Raw genomic sequence first — 20414 nt, forward strand, 5'->3', positions numbered from 1 at the left:
AGAGAAGAGAAGAAAAGAAGAAACAAAAGAAGAGAACACGGAACGGAACGCGCCGTGCTCTCAAAGCGGATGGGGCGAATTGCTTAGAAAGGGGTTGGCCGTGACGGAAGAGCAGACCACCACCGAAACGAAGCGGGGCAGAGTGAGGCGCCTGTTGATCGAGCCGCTGACCGAGCACGGCTTTCGGAAGCCTGGCAACGTGAAGACGGGCGCACATGACGGCTTCCTGGTGAAGCTGGCCGATGCGCTCACCTACATGTCGGATCATCAGCTTGAGACCCTGCGCGACATGCTGCGCTATCGAGGCGAGGGAAAGTCGCGCGATGCCTGGCCGTCGATGGCGACGATTGCTGCCATGGCCGAAACGGTCGCGCCGCGCCCCCTTGAAGAGCATCCGACGATCCTAAGCTGGTTCGGCTCGGCGCGCGGGCCGAAGGCTCTGGAGGAGGGCGTGCTCGTCGCCGAGTTCGCCTTTCTGGAGAGGCGGAAGCGCCCGCCGCTGAATGACGGTGATCGCCGCGCAATCCGCGACCGGGCCGATGAGTGGGCGCGGCAGCGTGAGCTGATGCTCGATCGAGGTCGGCGCGGAATGTCGCGGGACGGCGATGCGCAGTGGTTGCGCTGGTATGACGGAATGGAGCGGCGGGCAATGTCCCTGCTGCCGGAGGGGACTGCATGATGATGGGTCATCGACAGCTTGCGCGTGAGAAGGTCGGCGTGGAGCGCGGGCCGCGCGCGGCGAATGGCAAGGAGCTGATCTCGGTTCGCGGTCTTCTCAATTGGGCATTCGGCATCGAGTTTGCTTCGATGGATTTCGATGAGGTCGGATCAGCGGCGGTTGAGTATCGGCCAGCGGTCGGCGCGGAGTATCGGATCATGCAGCAGCTCTCGCTCGGCAAGCGCTCGGGAGAGGGGGTTCGTCCAGACACCTCGTTCGGGAGGAGCCTGCCGCATGATGATGCTGACCTCGTGGCGTCTGTGCTGCGGAACTCGGTGCCATGGCACATGGCGATTCGTGTTGCGGAGCTGGCTCGGGCCGGACGGGCTCCGCAATGGGACCTCGGACCGCAGCGCTTCCAGCCGCGCGAGTGGTCAAAGCGCAATCACCTCGGGCAGTACGGCAAGGCCGAGGTGTGCCAGGAGGTCAGTTACGTGTGTCGCGGTCGGCAGCGTGTGCGCAAGGAATACTGGACGCCTGTCATGGTTGTCCCGAGCGCCCGTGAGATGGCATCAGCACGGCGCGAATACCTTGATTGGTGGGGTGCGCTGCTGTCAGTGCATGCTGGCCTCAGTGGCGTGCAGCTCCGCAAGTTCGAGGTCACTGACCGGATGCCACCGATGACGCCGTGGAGAAAGTGATTGACAGGAATGAGCTTCTGTTGACATCTTGTCTGCGAACCGAATTGCGCCCGGAGCGGAGATACCGCTGCCGGGCGCTTCTCATTTCAGCGGGTCAGTCATGGGAAGATTGAGCGGACGCGGCTTGCCGTCGCGGCTTGGTGCTGCGTCGTCGCGCCTGAAGAAGTCGGCGGCTCAGCCGTCGGGCGATGCGCCGGGGCGGCGCTCCCACAATTGGCTGAACACCTCGCGGTGGCGTCGGGTGCGACAGCGAGTTCTCGAGCGCGACTGCTACGTGTGCCAACAGACCGGCGTGATGTTGATCGGCAAGTACCCGGCGGCGAACAGTCCGGTGGTCGACCACATCAAGCCCCATCGCGGCGACCCCGCGCTCTTCTGGGATGAGAAGAACCTGCAGGCCGTGAGCAAGGTCTGGCACGACCGGACCAAGCAGAGCCTGGAGAAGCGCGGGCTCGCCTGAGGTGCCGCGAGGCCGGGGGGGGGAGGGCAAAAGTTCGGGGTCGAAAAAGCTGGAAACCCGTCGCCCCATCATCCGGAGATTTTTTTTGTGTCGAACCAAGAAAATCAGGACGAAATCATAGGTTTCACCTTCTGGGGTGATCCGGTCTACAAGGTCAGCCGGAAACGCGGTCGCCCGCCGTTCCAGTGGACCGAAGAAAACTCACATAAAGTCAGTATGTTACTGGCTATGAACTGGTCGAATGAGCGGATCGCGAATTGCATCGTCGATCCGAGGACCGGGAAGAAGATCAGCATACCGACGCTGAAGCGGTATTTTAGATCCGAGCTCGCTCTCCGAGATCAGGCTCGTGACCAGCTGGTCGCCAAGCAGATGATGTCGCTGGCCGAGCTGGCGTTCGGCGGGAACGTCGGAGCGATGAAGGAATTCCAGCGCATGGTCGAGAAGAACGACCTCGCGCTGATGAGCAGCAACATCAAGGAAGCGCAGCGCCGGCCGAAGGCTGGTGAGCGGCTGGGCAAGAAGGAAGCGGCGCGCAGGGACGCCGGACAAGTCGCGGCCGGTGGGGGCGAGGGCTGGGGCAATGATCTGAAGCCTGGCGGGTTCCACTGATGCTCGACGCGATCGATCTTGACGCGCTGGGTGTTGATCCGGCCTGGAACACGGCAGTCCCCGATTGGCACGAACGGCTCCTCGGCGGTCAGTCGATGATCCCCGACCTTCCGCTCTTCGATGCGGTTGCGGAGAAGGCGCTTCGTATCTTCAAGCGGCTCAAGGTTCCGGACCTTCCGGGAACACCGACGTTCGGTGAAATCTGCGACGACTGGGTTTTCGAGTTCGTCGAGGTGATCTTCGGCAGCTACGATCCGGAGACGAAGCGGCGCATGTTGCGGGAGTTCTTCCTGCTGGTGCCCAAGAAAAACGGCAAGTCGGCGATCTCGGCGGGGATCATCGTGACGGCGGCGATCATGAACGAGCGCCCGCAGGCCGAGCTCTACCTTATCGCGCCGACGCAGAAGATTGCGGGCATCGCGTTCAAGACTGCCGCCGGGATCATCCGCTTGGATGACCAGCTGTCGCGCCTCTTCAAGGTGCAGACGCACCAGAAGCAGATCACCCATCTGGTCACCGAAGCGGCGATCATGATCCTGTCGGCCGACGGCGATGTCGTGACCGGCTCGAAGGGCTGCTACATCCTGGTGGATGAGACCCACGTTCTCGGCTCCAAGCACAAGGCGCCGGACATCTTCATCGAGCTTCGAGGCGGTCTGAAGTCCCGACCAGAGGGTTTCTTCCTGCAGATCACGACGCAGTCGAAGGAGCGCCCAACGGGACAGTTCGAGAAGGAACTGGAAACGGCGCGAGCTGTCCGCGACGGTGAGATTGCGCTGCCGATGCTCGCGGTCATGTACGAGCTTCCGCGCGAGATGGCCGAGGCCGAGGCATGGCGCGACCCGAAGACCTGGCATCTCGTGAATCCGAACCTCGGAAGATCGGTCCACCTCGAAGACCTGGTGAACGATCTTCGGAAGGCGGAGCGGGAAGGGCCAGAGGCGCTGGCGCTCTTTGCTTCGCAGCACTTGAACGTCGAGATCGGCGTCGGGATGCATTCCGGCAGATGGGTCGGCACCGACTACTGGACCAAATCGGCGAGGTCCGAGATGACCCTCGAAGACATCGTCGAGCAAAGCGACGTATGTGTTGTCGGGGTAGATGGTGGCGGCCTCGATGACCTGCTCGGCGTCGGTGTCCTTGGGAGACACAAAGAAACTCGCGTCTGGATGCATTGGGGCAAGGCGTGGGCCGACCGTGACGTGCTGAAGTTGCGGAAGAACATTGCCGCCGAGCTCGAGGTGCTCGAGCAGGAAGGCGATCTGACGCTAGTCGACAATCTGGAACTCGAGGCAATCCCGGAGATTGTGGAAGTGTGCCTCACGTTGAAGGCTGCGGGTCTTCTTCCCGAAGACAGCGGCATTGGGATGGACCCGGAAGGGGTGGCGAAGATCGTCGATGCCCTGATCGAGGAGGGTTTCACGATCGACGACATTCGGGCCGTAAGCCAGGGCTACAAGCTTAATGCCGCGATCAAGTCCGTGCCCGTGAAGCTGAAGAATGGATCGATGATACACTGTGGTCAGCGGATCATGGGTTGGTGCGTTGGAAACGCGAAGGTCGAGGCCCGCGGGAACGCCGTCATCGTGACCAAGGCGCAAAGCGGCAGCGCCAAGATCGACCCGCTCATGGCGCTGTTCAACGCGGTGATGCTGATGAGCTGGAACCCCACGGCTAGCGGCGGGCCGAGCGTCTACGAAACCCGCGGCATCCGCACTGTCTGAAGGGAAAACCATGGGTTTGATGAACCTCCTGCGCCGCTCCGAGCCGGAGGCGCCAGCCGAAGCTATTGCAGAGCACGAAGCGGAAACGCAGTCGCAGGTTCGGGCAATGGCGGGCGAAATGGCGCAGTTTTCGGGCCTGACCGATCCGCAGTTCTACGAGTTTCTGCGTCAGGGAGGCGGCGCAATGACCGAGAGCGGCGCGACGGTCACAGTGAAGGCGGCGATGCGCAACACCACCGTCCTACGGTGCGTTTCCCTCATCTCGTTTTCGATCGGGATGCTGCCGCTTCATCTTCAGCGCAAGGATGACAAAAGCGCGGCGAAGGATCATCCCCTCGATCGTCTTCTGCACCGTCGCCCAAACGCTTGGCAGACAGCTTTCGAGTTCAAGAGCCTTATGGAGCAGCGTGCTCTGCAGCATGGTAGCGCCTTCGCGCGGATCGTGCGGAGCGGTAGCCGAATTCTTCAGCTCATCCCGATTGATCCTGAGCGGGTGGTCGTCAAGCAAAACGCGGATTGGACGCTTCGCTACGAATACCGCCGTGACGACGGAAGCAATCTGACGCTGCAACAGAAAGATGTGTTCCACCTGCGCAACGGCTTGTCCGAGGACGGGCTCACCGGATTGGCGATGGTCAAGCAGGCCGCCGAAGCGATCGGGTTGGCGCAGCAGGCCGAGCGCGCGGCTGCCCGGCTCTTTCGCAATGGGATGATCGTCGGCGGGGCGCTCAAGCACAAAGGTCAGCTTTCTCCGGAGGCCTACGAGCGGCTGAAGGAAAGCATGAACGAGGACCGAGGCGCCGGCGGCGCGCACAACTGGAAAATCCTCGAGGAAGGGATGGAGCTGCAGACGGTGAGCCAGTCTGGCCGAGATAGCCAGACCATCGAAAACCGCAGCCACCAGATCGAGGAAATTTCGCGCGCCTTCGGTGGTGTTCCGCGGCCCCTCCTGGTCATGGGCGATACGTCTTGGGGAACTGGCATCGACGCGCTCGGCCAGCTCTTCGTGCGCTACTCCCTGAATCCTTGGTTTCAGGCTTGGGAGCAGGCGATCGAGCGCGACCTGCTCAGTGACGAGGATGCCGAGGTCTACGAGGCAAAGTTCAATGCAGGGGCGCTTCTGCGCGGCTCGATGAAGGACCAAGCGGACTTCTTCGCCAAGGCTCTCGGCGCTGGTGGGCATCAGCCGTGGATGCTGTGGCAGGAAGTTCGCGAGACCATGGATTTGCACGAGCTCGAACAGGCACCTCCGCCGCCGCCGGGCTTGGTTGGAAAAGGGGAAAGCTGATGAGCCTGAGAAAACTACCCGAGATCACCGCCGGCCGACTGCCGGAGGTCTGTGCCTTCCAGCCCGACGAGGATGCACTCGATCGCTGGAATGCCTCGGTCATGGCAGCGCAGACGTCGGAGAACACCATCTCGGTACTCGACGTGATCGGCGAGGATTTCTGGACCGGTGGTGGCGTGACGTCCAAGCGGGTGTCGGCTGCGCTTCGTGCCATTGGAGATCAGGAAGTCTTCGTCGACATCAACAGTCCGGGCGGTGACTTCTTCGAGGGCGTGGCGATCTACAACGCGCTTCGGGCACACCCGCGCAAGGTCACGGTGCGGATCCTCGGGATTGCCGCGTCGGCTGCCTCGGTGATCGCCATGGCCGGCGACGAAATCCAGATCGGCAAGGCAGGCTTCCTGATGGTTCACAACGCCTGGGTCGTCGCGATGGGCAACCGTCATGACCTCACCGAGGCCGCGGCCACGATGGAGCCTTTCGATGACGCGATGGCGACGGTCTATTCGGACCGGGCCGGGGTCAAGAAGGCCAAGGCCGCCGAGTGGATGGACAACGAAACCTGGTTCAACGGCGAGCAGGCGGTCGAGGAGGGGCTCGCAGATGGGTTTCTTCCCGCTGACGCCGTGAACGAGGACAAGGCGAAAGCGCACCTGGCCAAGTCGCCCAAGGCGATCAACCGGGTGGACGCAATGCTCGCCAAAACCGGAATGCCGAGGTCGGAACGCCGTGCGCTTCTTGCCGAGGTCAAGGGGGTCACGCACGACGCTGACCCGACCGTCACGCACGACGCTGACGCACTCAAAGCCCTTACGCAGGGCCTTTTCCAACTCTGAAAGGAATGATCATGTCGAAGCACATGACCCCCGCGAAAGCTCGCGGGATCATCGCCGTGCGTGCCGAAACCGGCGACGTGGCGAAAATCCTCGCTAATCTCCAGAAGGACTGGCAGTCGTTCAAGGACACCCAGGCCGAAAAGGACAAGGAGGTCAGCGCGAAGTTCGATGACGTGGTGACCACCGAGAAGTTCGCGCGTATCGACGCCAGCGTTGGCGAGCTTCAGTCCGCGGTCGATCAGGCCAACGCGCAGCTCGCCGCGATCGCCATGCAGGGCGGTGGCGCTGGTCAGGTGGTCGATGCCGAGTATTCGCAGGCCTTCCTCGCGAACTTCCGCAAAGGCGACATCAACGCGGCGCTGAACAAGGGCGCGGACGATGAGGGCGGCTACCTGGCGCCGGTTGAGTGGGATCGCACGATCACCGACAAGCTGGTCGAGGTCTCGCCGATGCGCCAGATCGCCTCGGTGCAGCGCATCTCGAAGGCCGGCTTCACCAAGCTCTTCAACCTGCGTGGAACCGGCTCGGGCTGGGTCGGCGAGGAAGCTGCCCGCGGCGAAACCGCTACGCCGACCTTCGGCACCATGACCATCACGCCGGGCGAAATTTACGCGAACCCGGGCGCGACGCAGGGGATGCTGGATGACGCCGAGGTCGACCTCGAGGCGTGGATTGCGGGTGAGGTGGAGACCGAGTTTGCCAAGCAAGAAGGTGCAGCCTTCGTCGCGGGTGACGGCACCAACAAGCCCGCTGGCTTCCTGTCCTTCGCCACCGGCGGAGCGAACGCAGCCGCGAACCCGCTTGGCGCAATCGAGGTGCTCGATGCCGCCTCGACCACCGCAGTGACCGAGGACGAGTTGCTCGATCTCATCTACGCGGTGCCTTCGGCCTATACCTCGGAGTCGCGTTTCACCATGAACCGCACTTCGATGGGCAAGATCCGCAAACTGCGCGATGCCGATGGCCGCCAGCTCTGGCAGCCCTCCTCGGTCGCAGGGCAGCCCTCGACGCTGCTGGCGTACCCGCTGACCGAAATGGCGGACATGCCTGACATGGCTGCGGGCGCCATGGGTATCGCCTTCGGCAACTTCCGCCGCGGCTACCTGATCGTGGACCGTGCGGGCGTGCGCGTGCTTCGCGACCCCTTCACCGCCAAGCCCAAGGTGCTGTTCTACACCACCAAGCGCGTCGGCGGCGCGGTCACCGACCCGACCGGCATCAAGGTGCTGAAGCAGGCCGCTGCCTGATGATATGCGCCCTGGCGGCTCTTCCGCCAGGGCGCTCCGTTTAACTCGGATTTTCTTGGAGTTCCAATCATGGTTGATCAAACCAAGGCAGCCGCGCCGAAAGCGGGAGCCGCAAAACCGGCGAAGCGTCAGGGCATGACCGCTGAAGAGGCGAAGAAGGCCGGCCTCGATCCCGTTCCCTACGGCGGCAAGGGCAAGTAACCCATGTTTCGCCCGACCCTTATCACCCCGCCTGCCGGGAAGCCCGTGGGCGCCACTGAGTGCAAGTCGCACGCGGTCGTTGACTACAGCGAAGATGATGCGATCGTTGAGGCGATGATCGACGCCGCGGTGTCTCATTTCGACGGCTTCCGAGGGGTTCTGGGTCGGGCGATCATCCTGCAAACGTGGCAGGTCGAAATGGGCGCGTGGCAGCGCTGCGTTGATCTGCCGGTGCCTGACGTATCCGCGGTCACAATCACCTACGCGGATGCGGCTGGCGAGCAGCAGGATGGGCCGAATGTGCGGATCCTCGCGACCTCGGGCGGTACCCGAGTTGTGCTGCCGAACAACTGGTCGTTCCCGGCAACTGAAACCGGAAACCCGGCACCGATCAGCATCCAGTTCACGTGCGGTTTCGGTGATGCCAGCGCCGTGCCGTCGGCGATCAAGATGGCGATCATGCAGATGGTGGCGCACATGTTTGCAGAGCGCGAAGGGATATCGATCGCAGAGCCGGTGTACGATCGGCTCATTGCGCCCTGGCGGTGGGCGCGCCTGTGATCGGGCGGAAGGAAAAGAGGGCTCTGTCTGGAAAGGCTGGCGTCCTGACGGAGCGGGTTGCGTTCGATGAGAACGTCGGCGTGACCGGCAGCCTCGGTGGCACTGTGACAACTTGGACTGAGCGGCACCTCTGCCGAGCCGAGTGGATTTATCAGCGCGGCGATGAGGCGGTGCAGGCCGCGCGTCTCGCGGGGCGGCGCGTCTTCAAGATCAAGGTTCGCTCCTGTGCCGCGACACGGTCGATCACGACGGATTACCGGATGCGCGACATGCGCCGCGGGCTGCCGTCCGGTGTCGGCGAAGATGTCCTGCCGGGAAACCGCTGGGATGTGAAGGATGTCGACGCGATCACCGACCGGCAGTGGGTTTATCTGACCGTAGAGGGGGAGGTGGTGTCGTGAGCATCTCCATGAAGATGTCCGGCTTTCGCGAAATCGAGAAGGCTCTGGCGCGACTGCCTGCGGGCGCGGCGAAGGGTGTGGCACGGCGGGCGATGCGCGATGAGCTGAAACCTGTGGCTGCCACCGCGAATGCGTTTTGGCCGGGCTCGAGTGACGATGTTTTCCGCATCGGCTCGCGCCTCAGCAAGGGGCAAAGAGGTGCCAGCGCCGTGCCAACGGGCCGGAGCGTGACGAATTTGTTTGTCGGCTCCCCTGGCGGCCGGAACGGGACGCCAGAAGCGCACCTTATCGAATTCGGTACCGGCCCGCGGTTTCAGAAGAAAGGGCGTTTCACCGGCTCGGTGGCGCCTCAGCCCATGCTTCAACCGGCGTGGGACATGCACAAGCAGAGCATGCTCGAGGGTCTGGGTGCGCGGCTCTGGGGTGAGATTGAGAAAACGATGGACCGGCGCGCGAAGCGGGCGTCGAGGGGATGATGCAAGAACACCTCTATGCGCTGCTTTCAGGCGCGGTCAGTTTCACCGTCGCGTGGGGCAGCCTCGGCTCTGGCGTGGGTCTGCCGCGCGCGTCGATCTTCCGTACCAGCGGCGCGCGGGACATGCACCTGCAGGGCACCGGCCTCATGCAGACACGCGTGCAGATCGACTGCTACGGCGCGACCGTCGAGGACGCCCATGCCGCGGAGTCTGAAATCCGGTCTGTGCTGGAGGGTTACCGCGGCGGACCGATCCTCGGGATTTTCCTCGAGGCGGTGCGGGACGGGTTCGAGGATGACACGCAGCTTCTGCAGCGGGTCTCCCTCACATTCGCGGTCAGGCATCGCGACTAGACGCCGGGCAGCCGGCAATCACTCAACGCTGAAACAAGGAGATCGCCATGGCGACCAAGCAGCGCATTGTCTACGGTGCCACGTCCGAGTGGGGAACCGATGGCAGCACCTGGGAAAATATTCCCGAGGCCAAGGGGATCGCGGTTCCCACGGTGGAAGTCGAGTATCAGGACGCCACACACCTCGGGAGCCCCGGCGGTTTCCGCGAGTTCGTGCCGGGCCTGAAAGACGCGGGCTCGATCAGCATTCCGTGCGGCTATTCGTCGGCGGGCTATGCTGCGGCCTTCGACCACATGACCAACCGCACCTTGGTTTATTTCAAGACCACCATGCCGCTGGAGGAGGGGCAGACCACCGGCGATATCTTCGAGTTTGAGGGGTACGTCACCCCCGAGCTCAACACCGATGAGGTGGGTAACATCATCTCTATGAACCTCGCGGTTCGTATCAGCGGCGCACCGAGCTTCACTGAGGCCACCACGGCATGATCAGCGGAGTAACCAAGCAGATCGGCGGAACGTCTGAGACGTTCCGCATGACCACGCGCGCGATGATGGAAATCGAGGACGCGCTCGGGGCAGGCATCGTTGACGCGATGAAAGGCCTGAAGGCTGGTTTTCGGGTCGGCACAGTGGTGCGGCTCTTGTCGGCGTGCGCGGACAATGGCTCCGGTCGGGATTTGGCCTGGGCGCAGTGGGCGATCGATGAGATTGGCCTCGCGGCGGCGGGCGAGCTGATGGGCGAAGTGGCCGAGGCCGCATTCCCCGAGGCGAGTTCGAAAGGGCGCCAAGCAAAAAACGCGAAGGGGGCGGATCGGGTCAAATAGACTGGTCCGCCCAATTTCGGGCATGGGTCTTGGCCGGGGAAGCGCCCGAGGCATGGCCCAACGCAACATTCCGAGAGGCGCAGGTCATCATCAAGGCTGCGTCTCTCCGCGATGCGCGCCTCGCTTGGCAGGCGGCGCACTTTCACCGCTACGCGGTGCATCAGCCAAACGATTTTCCCGAGGAGCCGAGCCTTGAACCTCGCGCGGAGGTTAGCGGCGAGGCTGATCGGGTCGCGGCGAAGGCTTGGATGCGGGCAATGAGCAGGAGGGCGGCAAATGGCAGTTGAAATCGGGGTCCTGCGGGCCCTCCTGAGCCTGGATAGCGCGGCCTTCGAGAAGGGCGCTAAGCGTGCGCAGGCCAGCATGAACGGCCTGCAGCGCTCTTTCAGCAAGACCGCTGACAAGATGGGCGACATTGGCCGTACCATGTCAACGCGGGTGACGGCGCCCGTGATTGGTGCATTGGGCCTGATGGGACATGCCACGATCGATAACGCGGTGGAGATCGAACGCCTTTCGCAGGTCGCGAATGCCAGCGCGACGGAGCTGCAGCGCTTTGCGGCTGGCGCGAGAACCGTGGGGATCGAGCAGGATAAGCTCGCCGACATTCTGAAAGACACCAACGACAAGATCGGTGATTTCCTGACCACAGGCGGCGGCCCATTGGCCGACTTCTTCGAGAATATTGCTCCGCAGGTCGGCGTCACGGCGGAGCAGTTCAAGAACCTGAGCGGGCCGGATGCGCTGCAGCTCTATGTCTCGTCCCTCGAAAAGGCGGGTGTCGGTCAGCAGGAGATGACCTTCTACATGGAGGCCCTTGCCTCGGACGCGACTCTGCTGCTGCCCCTCATGCGTGAAAACGGAAAGGAAATGCAGCGGCTCGGGGATAGCGCGCAGAAGGCCGGCGCCATCATGGGCGAGTCGACGATCGCGGCGTTGCTGAGAACCCGCAGTGCCATGCGCGATGCCGGCAACGCTCTGAGCGGGCTGGCAAACCAGATCATGGCTGCCCTCGCGCCCGCCATGGAGTGGATCGCCGAAAAGGTCAGTGAGGCCACCGAATGGTTCGGCAACCTCTCGCCGGAGGTGAAACAGATGATCGGCATTGCGACGGCGGTGGCGGCGGCCCTTGGGCCCCTGGCGCTCGCCATCAGTGCCGTCACAGCCGCGCTGGCTGTTCTCTCCGGCCCGGTGGGCATCATCTCGGCCCTGATCGGCGCTGCCGCCGCCGGGTTCGTCCTGTTCGGCACGAATGCAGGTGAGGCCGAGGTCGCGAGCTATGACGCGGCAGAGGGTACGGCGAAATTGGCCGATGCTCTGGCACTGGTCACGGCGGGCGCCCCGGGCGCGGCGCAATCGGCCATAGATATCGCCAACGCCAACTATCAATTGGCGGCGAGCGCGGTCGATGCCGCCCGCGCCGAGCTGGCAAAGAGCAAGGCGCTCCTGGCGTCTCGGGAAGCCAACCCGAATATCGCTGGCCGCAATCAGAACAGAAGAACGCTGAATGCCGAGATCGCCAAGGATCAGGAAGCGCTGGAGGCCGCGCTCGCCGCCCTCGAAGAGGTGGCAACCCAACGGCAAGAGGCCTATCGCGCGATCAACCAATCGGGTGCGCCCGGCAGCAACGCAGCGGTGCTCGATGTGGACACCAGCGCCGCGACGGGTGCCATGCAGTCGATCATCGACAGCATGGATTCGGCAACCGCAGCTGGCGGCAGATTGAAGGACGTTGTCACCGAGACGCCCGAGGCCATCGAGACGGAGGGGGCGAAGATCGCTTCCTTCTACGACGATATTGGGAACGCCGTGGCGGGTGCGATCACCCAGGGGCAGAATTTCGGCGAGGCCATGGGCAATGTGTTCCAGCGGATCGCGAATGACTACATCGCCTCCGGCGTCAGCGACATTTTCGCCTCCCTATTCGGGGATTTGAAGGCTGGAAAAGATGGCGGCTCGGGCGGCTGGCTGAGCAGCATCGGCTCCGCCTTCGCCGGCCTCTTCGACAAGGGCGGCCGCATCCCCTCCGGACAGTTCGGAATCGTCGGCGAGCTTGGGCCGGAGCTGGTGCGCGGCCCGGCCGTGATCACCTCGCGCAAGGACACCGCCGCGATGATGCAGGGCGGCGGCACGCAACGTGTCGAGGTCGCCTTGGTCGGCGGTGGCCTCACGCTGACCGATGGCGGCCAGATCATGACTGAGGTGGGCGCCGTTGTCGCGCAGGGCGCGCAGGCCACCGAGGCCAAGATGCGCGCAGACGTGCGCGACGGGCGCGGCCTGGCGCGCGATCTGCGCAGCACCACCACCGCGCAACAGCGCCTGAGCCCGAGGTAAGACCATGGCAAATTGGCCGGATAATGTGCCGTGGATCGCCCTCGGCTTCACGGAAGTGCCGCAGGACGGGACAATTCGCACCGCGATGAGTGCCGGGGCGGCCAAGCAGCGGCCGCGCTTTTCGGCGGTCTCGCGCGCGATCGCTGCGAGCGCGGTGCTGACGGCGGCTCAATATGCCGCGCTCAAGGCGTTCTACTACACCACGCTTGCGGGCGGCAGCCTGACCTTTGAGCAGATCGATCCGCAGACCGGCGCAAGCGCGACCTGGCGCTTTAACGGCCCGCCGTCCGGCGCGGCGCTGCGCGCCGATGGCGAGACGCTGACGGCCGATCTGTGGAGCGTGTCTCTGCCTTTGGAGATCTTGCCCTAATGGCGCTTTCCCAAACCCTCATCCGCGCCGCGACCGCGCAGCAGACGGGCGAGCTGGTGCTCGCCCTGGTGACCTTCACGCACCCGATTGCCGGGACGCGGCGCCTGGTCAACGACACGCAAGCGCTGACCAGCGGCGGAAACCTCTTCGAGGCCTACCCTTTCTCGGTGGTGCTGATGGCCGACAAGCCCGACGATCAACCGGTGATGACCCTGCGCGCCGCAAATGTCTCGCGCAAAGTGCTGGCCTACGCCCGCACCGCGGCGGCGAGCGGCACGCGCGCGAAGGTCATGATCCAGATCGTAGCGCGGGATGAGCCGGACATCATCGGGGCGCAGTACACCAATCTTGATGCGGCCGAATGGCGCTATGACCTCGAGAATATCAGCTGCAAGCTGACCTTCCGAAGCTATCAGAACGAGCCTTATCCCGCAGAGAGCTTTACGCCGGGCGCCGTGCCGGGGGTGTTCTGATGCATTGGTCGGCCGGGTTCGTCGGCATCCCGTACCTCGATCGCGGCTATGACCGCACCGGGGCCTGTTGCTGGGGCCTCTTGTGGCTGGTGCAACGCGAGGTGTTCGGCCGCGACGTGCCGCGCCATGATGAGCCGGTGGCGATGGTGCAGGCCGGCAAGGAGCTGATGGCATCGACCTTCTTTGCCGGTGCGCGGGTTGTGCCAGTCGCGCCCGCGGAGGTGCAGGCCGGCGACGTGCTGCATATGAAGGGCTTTCGCGCGGGCAAGGTCACGCGGCTGCACTGCGGTGTTCTGACGGGCCGCCACCACGTTCTCCATACCTCAATCACCACGGGCGCAATCGTCGAAGACCTTCGGCGCGCGCCATGGCGCTGGATACAGGCGTACCGCTTTGTCTGAGACTTTCTCCATCCGCATGATCGAAGACCCGCTCCTGCCGGGCGCCTCGGTCCATCAGTACCCGGTCGGCACCTCGCTCGCCTGGGCAATGGATGACCTTGCGCGCGCCTATGGCATGGATGTCGAGCTGATCGAGGTGTTCGACAGCGAGGCGCACCTGGCGCGCGAGACCTGGGAGGCCACCTATCCGGCGGCGGGGGTCGCGCTCTACCTCAAGGCGGTGCCGGGCATTGAAGGGGCAATCGCGATCTTCGCGAGCGTGGCGGGGAGCTGGGTTTCCGGCCTTACCTTCCTCGGCGGCGGGCTTCTGGCGCAAGCGGTTGGCCTCGCGGTGACCTTCGGCATTCAAGCGATCGCCAACAGCTTCATGTCTCCGGATCAGCCGGAAATCGGCAATTCGTCCGGCCCGCAGCGTTACTCTCTGAGCGGCGCGCAAAACAGGTTGGTGCAATGGGGAGCAATCCCGATTGTCATGGGCCGCATGCGGGTTACGCCCCCATATGGCGCTGTCCCTTACACCGAGGTGCGCGGGGTCGATCAGTATCTGCGCATGGTGTTCCTCTGGGGTCGCGGGCCGGTACGCCTATCCGATATCCGGATCGGCAACACGCCGATTTCGAGCTTTCAGGGCGTCGAAATCGAGCATGACCTCAATGGATATTCCGGGCTTGGTCTCTATCCGAGCGATGCCGCGCAACAGAGCCTCAACGTCAACTGCACGCACCAATGGGTGACGCGGACCACCGAGCCGGACACCGATGAGTTCGGGGTCACGATCACCTTTCCGAGCGGCATCTATGAGATCACCGACGAAGGCGCGCAAGGCGACCTGAGTTTCAACGTGACTGCGCAGTATCGCAAGGCAGGCACCGCGGCCTGGACGACCTTTTACTACATCTCCGGCGAATGGGAGCGCACCGACCTGGTGCGCCTGGCGGCAAACGCGCGCCCCGGCGCGCGGGCGCAGTATGAGGTGCGCGTCCTGGTCAACATGGCGCCAGGCGATAAGGGGCGCAGCGACGATGGTGTCCTGACCGCGCTGCGCAGCTTCCGCCATGAGGCCCCGGTCAATGCGCCTGGCATCGCCAAAACCGCTCTGGTCATCAAGGCGAGTGACCAGCTCAATGGTGCGATTGACGAGCTCAACGCCATCGTCGAGCGGCAGATCCCGATCTGGAATGGTGTCGACTGGTCGCAGCGGGGGTTCAGCGCCAACCCGGCCGCGCTCTATCGTGACGTGCTGACCGGGCCATCCAATGCGCGGCCGGTGACCGCCGCCAATGTGGCCGACCACAACCTCGGCGAATGGTATGAGCACTGCGCCGCGCTTGGGCTCACCTATGAGAATTATCTCGACCGTCAGAGCGTGTCGGCGGTGCTGGGTGCCATCGCCACCGCAGGCTTTGCCAGCCCGACGATGTATGACGACAAGTTCGGCGTGGTGATCGACCGGGCGCGAGACACCGTTGTGCAGGCCATCACGCCGCGCAACTCCTGGGGCTTCGCGGGCCAGATCAACGCGCCCGAGGAGCTGCAAGCGCTGCGGGTTCAGTTCCGCAACCGCAGCAAGGACTATGCCGATGACGAGGTGATCGTCTACGCCGAGGGTTACTCGGCCGCCAATGCCACGCTCTACGAGGTGGTGAACCCCGAGGGCATCTCGACGGCGGCGCAGGGGCAGCTCATGGGCCGGTTCCTGCTCCTGTCGCGCATCCTGCGGGCCGAGCCGTACCAAGTCAGCATGGATTTCGAGCACCTGCTCGCGCGCCGCGGTGACCTGGTGGCTTTCAGCCACGATGCGGCGCTTGTCGGTGACGTGGCGGGGCGCATCAAGGCGGTTGACGGCACCACGCTGACAGTCGATGAGCCGGTCACCTTCGAGGCCGGCATCGCCTACAACGTGCGGGTGCGGACCCGCGATGCGCAAATGCTTTTGCTCACGGCCGCGGGCACCGGCACTACCGCGCAATTCGAGGTGTCGAACGCCGCGGGCCTCAATCCCGGCGATCTGTTCATGTTCGGCCAGGTGGGGAGCGAAAGCCGCCTTTGCGTGATCTCGGACATTGAACGCGGCGATGATCTGCAGGCGAATATCGCGCTGCTGCCCTATGTGCCCGAGCTCTACGAGGCCATCGACCAGGGCGTGCACGAGAGCAACCTGAGCGAGCCGGTAGGGTTTTCCAAGGTCGGGCCGGTGCAGCCGCGCATCGTGGGCGTTGTGTCCGATGAGCGCGCCCTGCCGCGATCGGCAACGGGCGACGTGCAACCCGCGATCCTGGTCTATTTCGATCCGGGCTTCGCCCCGGCGGGCAACGCGCGCGTGACCCGCACGCAGTACATGCTTGTCTCCTGGCGCGAGACCGGTGCGGACGAATGGAGATCGGAGATCGTGAGCGCGCTGGCGGGGGAGGTTCGGATCTCGGGGGTGACCGCGCGCCGGTCCTACGATATCCAGCTGGTCGCGCAGGATGCCGAATTTCGCACCTCTGAGGCGGCGCTGGTCAGCGGGCATGTGGTCACTGGCCTAGCGGCCCCGCCGCCCGCCGTTGCGACCTTCCGCACCAGCGCCAACGGCAGCCAAGTCTATCTCGAGTGGACCTATCCCGCGATCGTCGGCGACGTGGTGGGCTATGAAATCCGCTATCACCCGGATCAGGGCGTGACGGATTGGCGGATCATGAGCCGCGTGGCGGACAACGTGCCCCGCGCGGCGCGGTCGATCATGGCGCCATCGACGGTGGGCAGCTACGCCATCAAGCCGTTTGACGCGCTGGGTATTAGGTCGGTCGAGGCACTCTATCTGTCGAGCGCGATCTCCGACCCGGCGCTGACCAACGTCATTGCTGTGCTGAGCGATGCGCCGGACTTCGCCGGCGTGCGGGATGGGGTGACCTTCCTTGATGGCGGTCTACAGCTCGACGGCTCGGCGGTCATGGCAGACTGGGCCACGCTGGACGAGGTGGAAAACCTGCTTCGACCCTACGGCAACGACACGCCTCTCAATCCCGTGGGCACCTACACCCTGTCGGAGCCCTTCGATCTGACAGGGGTCTATACCGTGCATGCGGATTTCGACATTCGCATCGAGGTCGCGAGCTACCGGGCGCTTGTCTCCGATTGGGCAAACCTCTCCGATCTCGCTGACCTCACCGGCGGCGTGACCGGCGATGAATATTCGGTCGAGGTGCAGATGCGCTATAGCCGCGAGGATGTGGCCAGCGGCTTCACCTGGTCGGAGTGGCAGACATTCCGGCCCGGCGAGATCACCGCGCGGCACCTCGATTTTCGGGCTGTCCTGGAAACCACCGACCCGGCTGTGTCGCCATCGATCGAGGCCCTGACGGTTTCGATCGATGTTCCAGATCGCGTGGCGCGCGGGGATGAGATCACCTCGGGCGCTGGCGCAAAACCGATCACCTTTTCGCCCGCCTTCACGGCCACGCCATCCATCACCGTGACCGCTCAAGACATGCAGGCGGGCGACTACCAAGAGATCACCGGGAAAAGCCGGGAGGGCTTCACCGTCACTTTCAGAAATCAGGCCGGAACGGCTGTCAGTCGCACCTTCGATTGGCAGGCTATCGGCTACGGCAGGGAGCTGGGCACATGAGCCAGAACTTCGTCACCAATACGCCGCCCTCGACCACGAGCGGATCGGCCTTCGCAACGCAGACCGATGATCGGTCTGACGCGCTTCTCACGATGCACTCCGGCGCGGTCCGTCCGCCCTATGCTAAAGCCGGCACCGCTTGGCTCAAAAACGATGGCAGCCCCTGGGTACTGTATTTCTACGATGGGGCGCAGGATGTGCAGCTCGCGACGGTCGATCCAGTTACACACGTGATCTCCTGGAACCTCGCGGACAGCTATGACCCGGACCTCGCGGCCATTGCTGGACTGTCGCCGACCAAGAACGACCAGCTTGTTTACCGCGATGGCGCGTGGGCTGCGGTTCCGGGGCTTCTGTCGGGTCTGAGAAATCGCCTGATAAACCCCCTGTTCTACGTTGACTTCCAGGCGCAGAACACCGGCGTGACTGCGGATGCTCGCCATGTCGTCGAGGGATGGGTTCTTTCGCACTCCAATGATGTGACCACGCAAACGCTGAGCCGGGTAACGGGGGACAGTGTTCCCTACTCTCTGCGGTATGCGGTCACTACTGGGAGCGATCCGAGTCTCGCAGCCGGTGCCTACGCTGCTATTGAGACTGCGGTAGAGGGCAACGACCTGGCAGATGCACTTTGGGGAACGGCAAATGCAAAGCCTGTGTGGATTGCTGGGCGCGTTATGGCCCCAACTACGGGGGTCTACTGCGTTTCCCTCTGCAATTCCGACAACTCCCGCTCGTATGTTTTTGAGGTCGACTGCATCGCAGACACCTGGGTCGACTTTGAAGTAGAAGTGCCTGGGGATACGGCAGGCACGTGGCTGAAAAACCAAGGTATTGGTACCCGGCTTCGCTTCTGCGTAGCCGGCGGAGCAAACTTCGAAACCGCTGCCGATGCATGGGCTGGTGGTAACTTCCTGGTGACTGCAAATCAGGCCAACGGCACTGAGACAAACGGCAATCAATACCGCATTGAGAATGTTCGTCTCTCTGTTGGTGCTCCGGTTGGTCAAGACTGGATTGGCTATAACAACGAGCTGCTGCGATGCCAGAGATACTATCAAGTCCACACGCACAGACTGCGCTGGGATCAGGCCATTGCTGGTGAGGTTGTTGGTCAGATCCTTCCGATGCCTCAGGCAATGAGGGCAACCCCGACTGTGGTTATTGACCAACTTGACGCTATCAACATGCAATCGATCAACGTGTATGGGGTGTCCTCTTATTCCATGCAGATCGATTACGGCGGTTCCGCCGCAGGTGGTGCGTCCGACTACAGGTTCAATGTGCGGCTTAATGCGAGGCTCATCTGATGGAAATCACAGAAGCAAACTTCACAAGTGTCGGAACAATCCTTGCCGTCGTTGACGGTGAGGAACTCAATATCCCCGACGATATGGAAAACCGGCACCGCGCAGCTCTTGCTGCGTGGGAGGCGGCGGGCAACACGATCGCGCCCTATGAAGCCCCGGCGACCACGGCGGCCTCTGTTGATGCCGAGCGTGACCGCCGCATCGATGGCGGCTTCACCTTCGATGGCGCGCTCTATCAGACCCGGCCCGAGGATCGCGAAAACATGGCCGGGGCGGCAACCTCGGCGCTTGCGGCCATCGTGAGCGGCGCGCAGGCCGGCGATCTCTACTGGCACGGCGGTGCCGAGCCCTTCGCCTGGATCGCCGAGGACAACAGTCTCACCGAGATGGACGCGCAGACCATGCTCGCCTTCGGGCAGGCCGCGATGGCGCACAAGCAGGCGCATATCTTCGCGGCTCGGGCGATCAAGGATTTGGACCCGCTGCCCGCCGACATCACCGACGACGCGCTCTGGCCGTGAGCGCCTACACGCACGCCCTCGATTGGTGCGAGCGCCACGGGGTCGGCTACCGCGTCACGCACGCCCTGAGCTGGGACGTGGGGCGCCCTGGCTCGGGCCTGCAGGTGACGGTCCCGCCGGGCTTCGGCTTCGAGGTCAGCGTGCCGCGCTGGCTCTGGTGGGCGGCAAACCCTCACCGGCCTGAATACCTGAAAGCCGCGGCCCTGCACGACTACACGCTGCAAAGCGGGTGGGATCGTATCAGCGGCGGGGCGCTCTTTCATGCAGGGCTGAAGGCGGATGGCGTCGGCCGGATGCGCCGCCTCGCCATGACGCTGGCGGTCATGCTCTACCGCTTCCAGTGAGGGCAGAATGCCGATCATCTATAAGAACAGGCTTCTCGAATGGTGGTTCGCTGCGTCGACTGTCGGCTTTGGCGTCTGGCTCGGCTTGCCGATGGACAGCATGTCGACCGGCGCTTTCGCGGACCTCACCCGATGGCTGACCGAGGCCGAGTGGGCGTTCCTCTTCGGTATCACCGGTGTCGCCCATTGCGTTTCGCTCTTCGTCAACGGTCGGCGGTGGTGGACGCCGTTCGCGCGCACCCTAATGCTCACGGTCAATTCGCTTTGCTATGGGCTCTTCGCTGTTGGCTTCGCCGTGACCTACTGGCCAACCACGGCCACCTACACCTATGGCGTGATGATCCTCGGGGCCGCGCTGATCTGTATCTACCGCGCGGTGAAGGACTGCGTGCATGCCTTGGAGGGTCTCGCCCATGCCCACTGATCCCAGCTTCGCCGAGCAGTTCGGTCTCGTGATTGGGGCAATCGCGACCCTGATCACTGCCATCGGCGGCGTCGCGATCATGAAGGGTCGCAAGGAGACCAAGGCGGGGGAAGGGCCATCCCAGGGGGCGGCAATCCTTGCTGAGCTAAAGCGGCAGACCGATGTGCTCGAGCACGAGGCAGGCCACGCCGCTCAGCAGCGCGCGGAGCTGATCAACATCGCCCGCTCGGTCCACCACCTCGCCATCAAGTTGGACGCCCGCAGCAACTAGGCTGCGGAGAAA

The 20414-nt window shown here is 63.7% G+C and carries 25 protein-coding genes; all 25 read left to right on the forward strand.

Translation table 11 applies throughout. From position 1 onward, the window contains the following. The first annotated feature begins 100 nt into the window (after positions 1-100). The 25 genes from BM397_RS04940 (at position 101) to BM397_RS05055 (ending at position 20402) form a co-directional block, all read left to right on the forward strand. Positions 101-679 (forward strand): hypothetical protein, encoded by a 579-nt coding sequence (locus BM397_RS04940; RefSeq protein WP_092567361.1) that lies wholly within the window; start codon positions 101-103, stop codon positions 677-679. Then, entirely contained in the window at positions 676-1359 is a 684-nt protein-coding gene (locus BM397_RS04945) for a hypothetical protein (RefSeq protein WP_092419171.1), read from the forward strand. Before BM397_RS04940 ends, BM397_RS04945 begins: the two co-directional genes overlap by 4 nt. Positions 1360-1459: 100 nt before the next feature. After that, entirely contained in the window at positions 1460-1819 is a 360-nt protein-coding gene (locus tag BM397_RS04950; RefSeq protein ID WP_092419173.1) for an HNH endonuclease, read from the forward strand. An 87-nt stretch (positions 1820-1906) separates the two neighbouring features. Then, on the forward strand, positions 1907-2431 hold the full coding sequence (locus tag BM397_RS04955; protein ID WP_092419175.1) for a hypothetical protein: 525 nt from the start codon (positions 1907-1909) through the stop codon (positions 2429-2431). Continuing rightward, positions 2431-4155, forward strand: coding sequence for a terminase large subunit (locus BM397_RS04960; protein ID WP_092419177.1), 1725 nt, complete (start codon positions 2431-2433; stop codon positions 4153-4155). The genes BM397_RS04955 and BM397_RS04960 overlap by 1 nt, the downstream gene beginning before the upstream one ends. Positions 4156-4165: 10 nt before the next feature. Then, positions 4166-5443 carry a phage portal protein gene (locus tag BM397_RS04965; RefSeq protein ID WP_092419180.1) on the forward strand — a complete coding sequence of 426 codons (1278 nt, stop codon included), beginning with the start codon at positions 4166-4168 and terminating at the stop codon, positions 5441-5443. Then, positions 5443-6279 (forward strand): head maturation protease, ClpP-related, encoded by an 837-nt coding sequence (locus BM397_RS04970; protein ID WP_092419182.1) that lies wholly within the window; start codon positions 5443-5445, stop codon positions 6277-6279. The genes BM397_RS04965 and BM397_RS04970 overlap by 1 nt, the downstream gene beginning before the upstream one ends. 11 nt (positions 6280-6290) lie before the next feature. Continuing rightward, on the forward strand, positions 6291-7526 hold the full coding sequence (locus BM397_RS04975; RefSeq protein WP_092420534.1) for a phage major capsid protein: 1236 nt from the start codon (positions 6291-6293) through the stop codon (positions 7524-7526). 69 nt (positions 7527-7595) lie between these two features. Further along, complete coding sequence (locus BM397_RS29620) at positions 7596-7727, forward strand: hypothetical protein (RefSeq protein ID WP_256218736.1); 132 nt, start codon at positions 7596-7598, stop codon at positions 7725-7727. Between the two features lie 3 nt (positions 7728-7730). Further along, entirely contained in the window at positions 7731-8288 is a 558-nt protein-coding gene (locus BM397_RS04980) for a head-tail connector protein (protein WP_092419184.1), read from the forward strand. Further along, entirely contained in the window at positions 8285-8689 is a 405-nt protein-coding gene (locus BM397_RS04985; protein WP_256218737.1) for a phage head completion protein, read from the forward strand. Before BM397_RS04980 ends, BM397_RS04985 begins: the two co-directional genes overlap by 4 nt. Next, the gene (locus BM397_RS04990; RefSeq protein WP_092419188.1) at positions 8686-9165 is read left to right on the forward strand and encodes a hypothetical protein; all 480 of its coding nucleotides are present in this window, start codon (positions 8686-8688) and stop codon (positions 9163-9165) included. The genes BM397_RS04985 and BM397_RS04990 overlap by 4 nt, the downstream gene beginning before the upstream one ends. Continuing rightward, entirely contained in the window at positions 9162-9518 is a 357-nt protein-coding gene (locus tag BM397_RS04995) for a hypothetical protein (RefSeq protein ID WP_256218738.1), read from the forward strand. The genes BM397_RS04990 and BM397_RS04995 overlap by 4 nt, the downstream gene beginning before the upstream one ends. Positions 9519-9565: 47 nt before the next feature. Further along, positions 9566-10006, forward strand: coding sequence for a phage tail protein (locus tag BM397_RS05000; protein ID WP_092419190.1), 441 nt, complete (start codon positions 9566-9568; stop codon positions 10004-10006). Next, positions 10003-10344, forward strand: a complete 342-nt coding sequence (locus BM397_RS05005; protein ID WP_092419192.1) for a hypothetical protein — start codon at positions 10003-10005, stop codon at positions 10342-10344. Before BM397_RS05000 ends, BM397_RS05005 begins: the two co-directional genes overlap by 4 nt. 276 nt (positions 10345-10620) lie before the next feature. Beyond that, positions 10621-12678, forward strand: a complete 2058-nt coding sequence (locus BM397_RS05010) for a phage tail tape measure protein (RefSeq protein WP_092419194.1) — start codon at positions 10621-10623, stop codon at positions 12676-12678. A gap of 4 nt (positions 12679-12682) precedes the next feature. Beyond that, the gene (locus BM397_RS05015) at positions 12683-13048 is read left to right on the forward strand and encodes a hypothetical protein (RefSeq protein WP_143015321.1); all 366 of its coding nucleotides are present in this window, start codon (positions 12683-12685) and stop codon (positions 13046-13048) included. Continuing rightward, entirely contained in the window at positions 13048-13521 is a 474-nt protein-coding gene (locus BM397_RS05020) for a hypothetical protein (RefSeq protein ID WP_092419200.1), read from the forward strand. The genes BM397_RS05015 and BM397_RS05020 overlap by 1 nt, the downstream gene beginning before the upstream one ends. Then, positions 13521-13922 (forward strand): NlpC/P60 family protein, encoded by a 402-nt coding sequence (locus tag BM397_RS05025; RefSeq protein ID WP_092419203.1) that lies wholly within the window; start codon positions 13521-13523, stop codon positions 13920-13922. The genes BM397_RS05020 and BM397_RS05025 overlap by 1 nt, the downstream gene beginning before the upstream one ends. After that, a complete protein-coding gene (gene gpJ / locus BM397_RS05030; protein WP_143015322.1) occupies positions 13915-17532 on the forward strand; it encodes a TipJ family phage tail tip protein in 3618 nt (1205 codons plus the stop codon). The genes BM397_RS05025 and gpJ overlap by 8 nt, the downstream gene beginning before the upstream one ends. Continuing rightward, positions 17529-18842, forward strand: a complete 1314-nt coding sequence (locus BM397_RS05035; RefSeq protein WP_092419209.1) for a hypothetical protein — start codon at positions 17529-17531, stop codon at positions 18840-18842. Before gpJ ends, BM397_RS05035 begins: the two co-directional genes overlap by 4 nt. Continuing rightward, positions 18842-19363: a DUF4376 domain-containing protein gene (locus BM397_RS05040; protein ID WP_092419212.1), complete on the forward strand. Its 522-nt coding sequence runs from the start codon at positions 18842-18844 to the stop codon at positions 19361-19363. The genes BM397_RS05035 and BM397_RS05040 overlap by 1 nt, the downstream gene beginning before the upstream one ends. After that, positions 19360-19707, forward strand: a complete 348-nt coding sequence (locus tag BM397_RS05045) for a DUF1353 domain-containing protein (RefSeq protein ID WP_092419214.1) — start codon at positions 19360-19362, stop codon at positions 19705-19707. The genes BM397_RS05040 and BM397_RS05045 overlap by 4 nt, the downstream gene beginning before the upstream one ends. 7 nt (positions 19708-19714) lie before the next feature. After that, entirely contained in the window at positions 19715-20131 is a 417-nt protein-coding gene (locus BM397_RS05050; protein ID WP_092419217.1) for a hypothetical protein, read from the forward strand. Further along, entirely contained in the window at positions 20121-20402 is a 282-nt protein-coding gene (locus BM397_RS05055; RefSeq protein WP_092419220.1) for a hypothetical protein, read from the forward strand. The genes BM397_RS05050 and BM397_RS05055 overlap by 11 nt, the downstream gene beginning before the upstream one ends. Positions 20403-20414 lie beyond the last annotated feature (12 nt).

Source organism: Alloyangia pacifica, from assembly GCF_900116195.1.
Classification (GTDB): domain Bacteria; phylum Pseudomonadota; class Alphaproteobacteria; order Rhodobacterales; family Rhodobacteraceae; genus Salipiger; species Salipiger pacificus.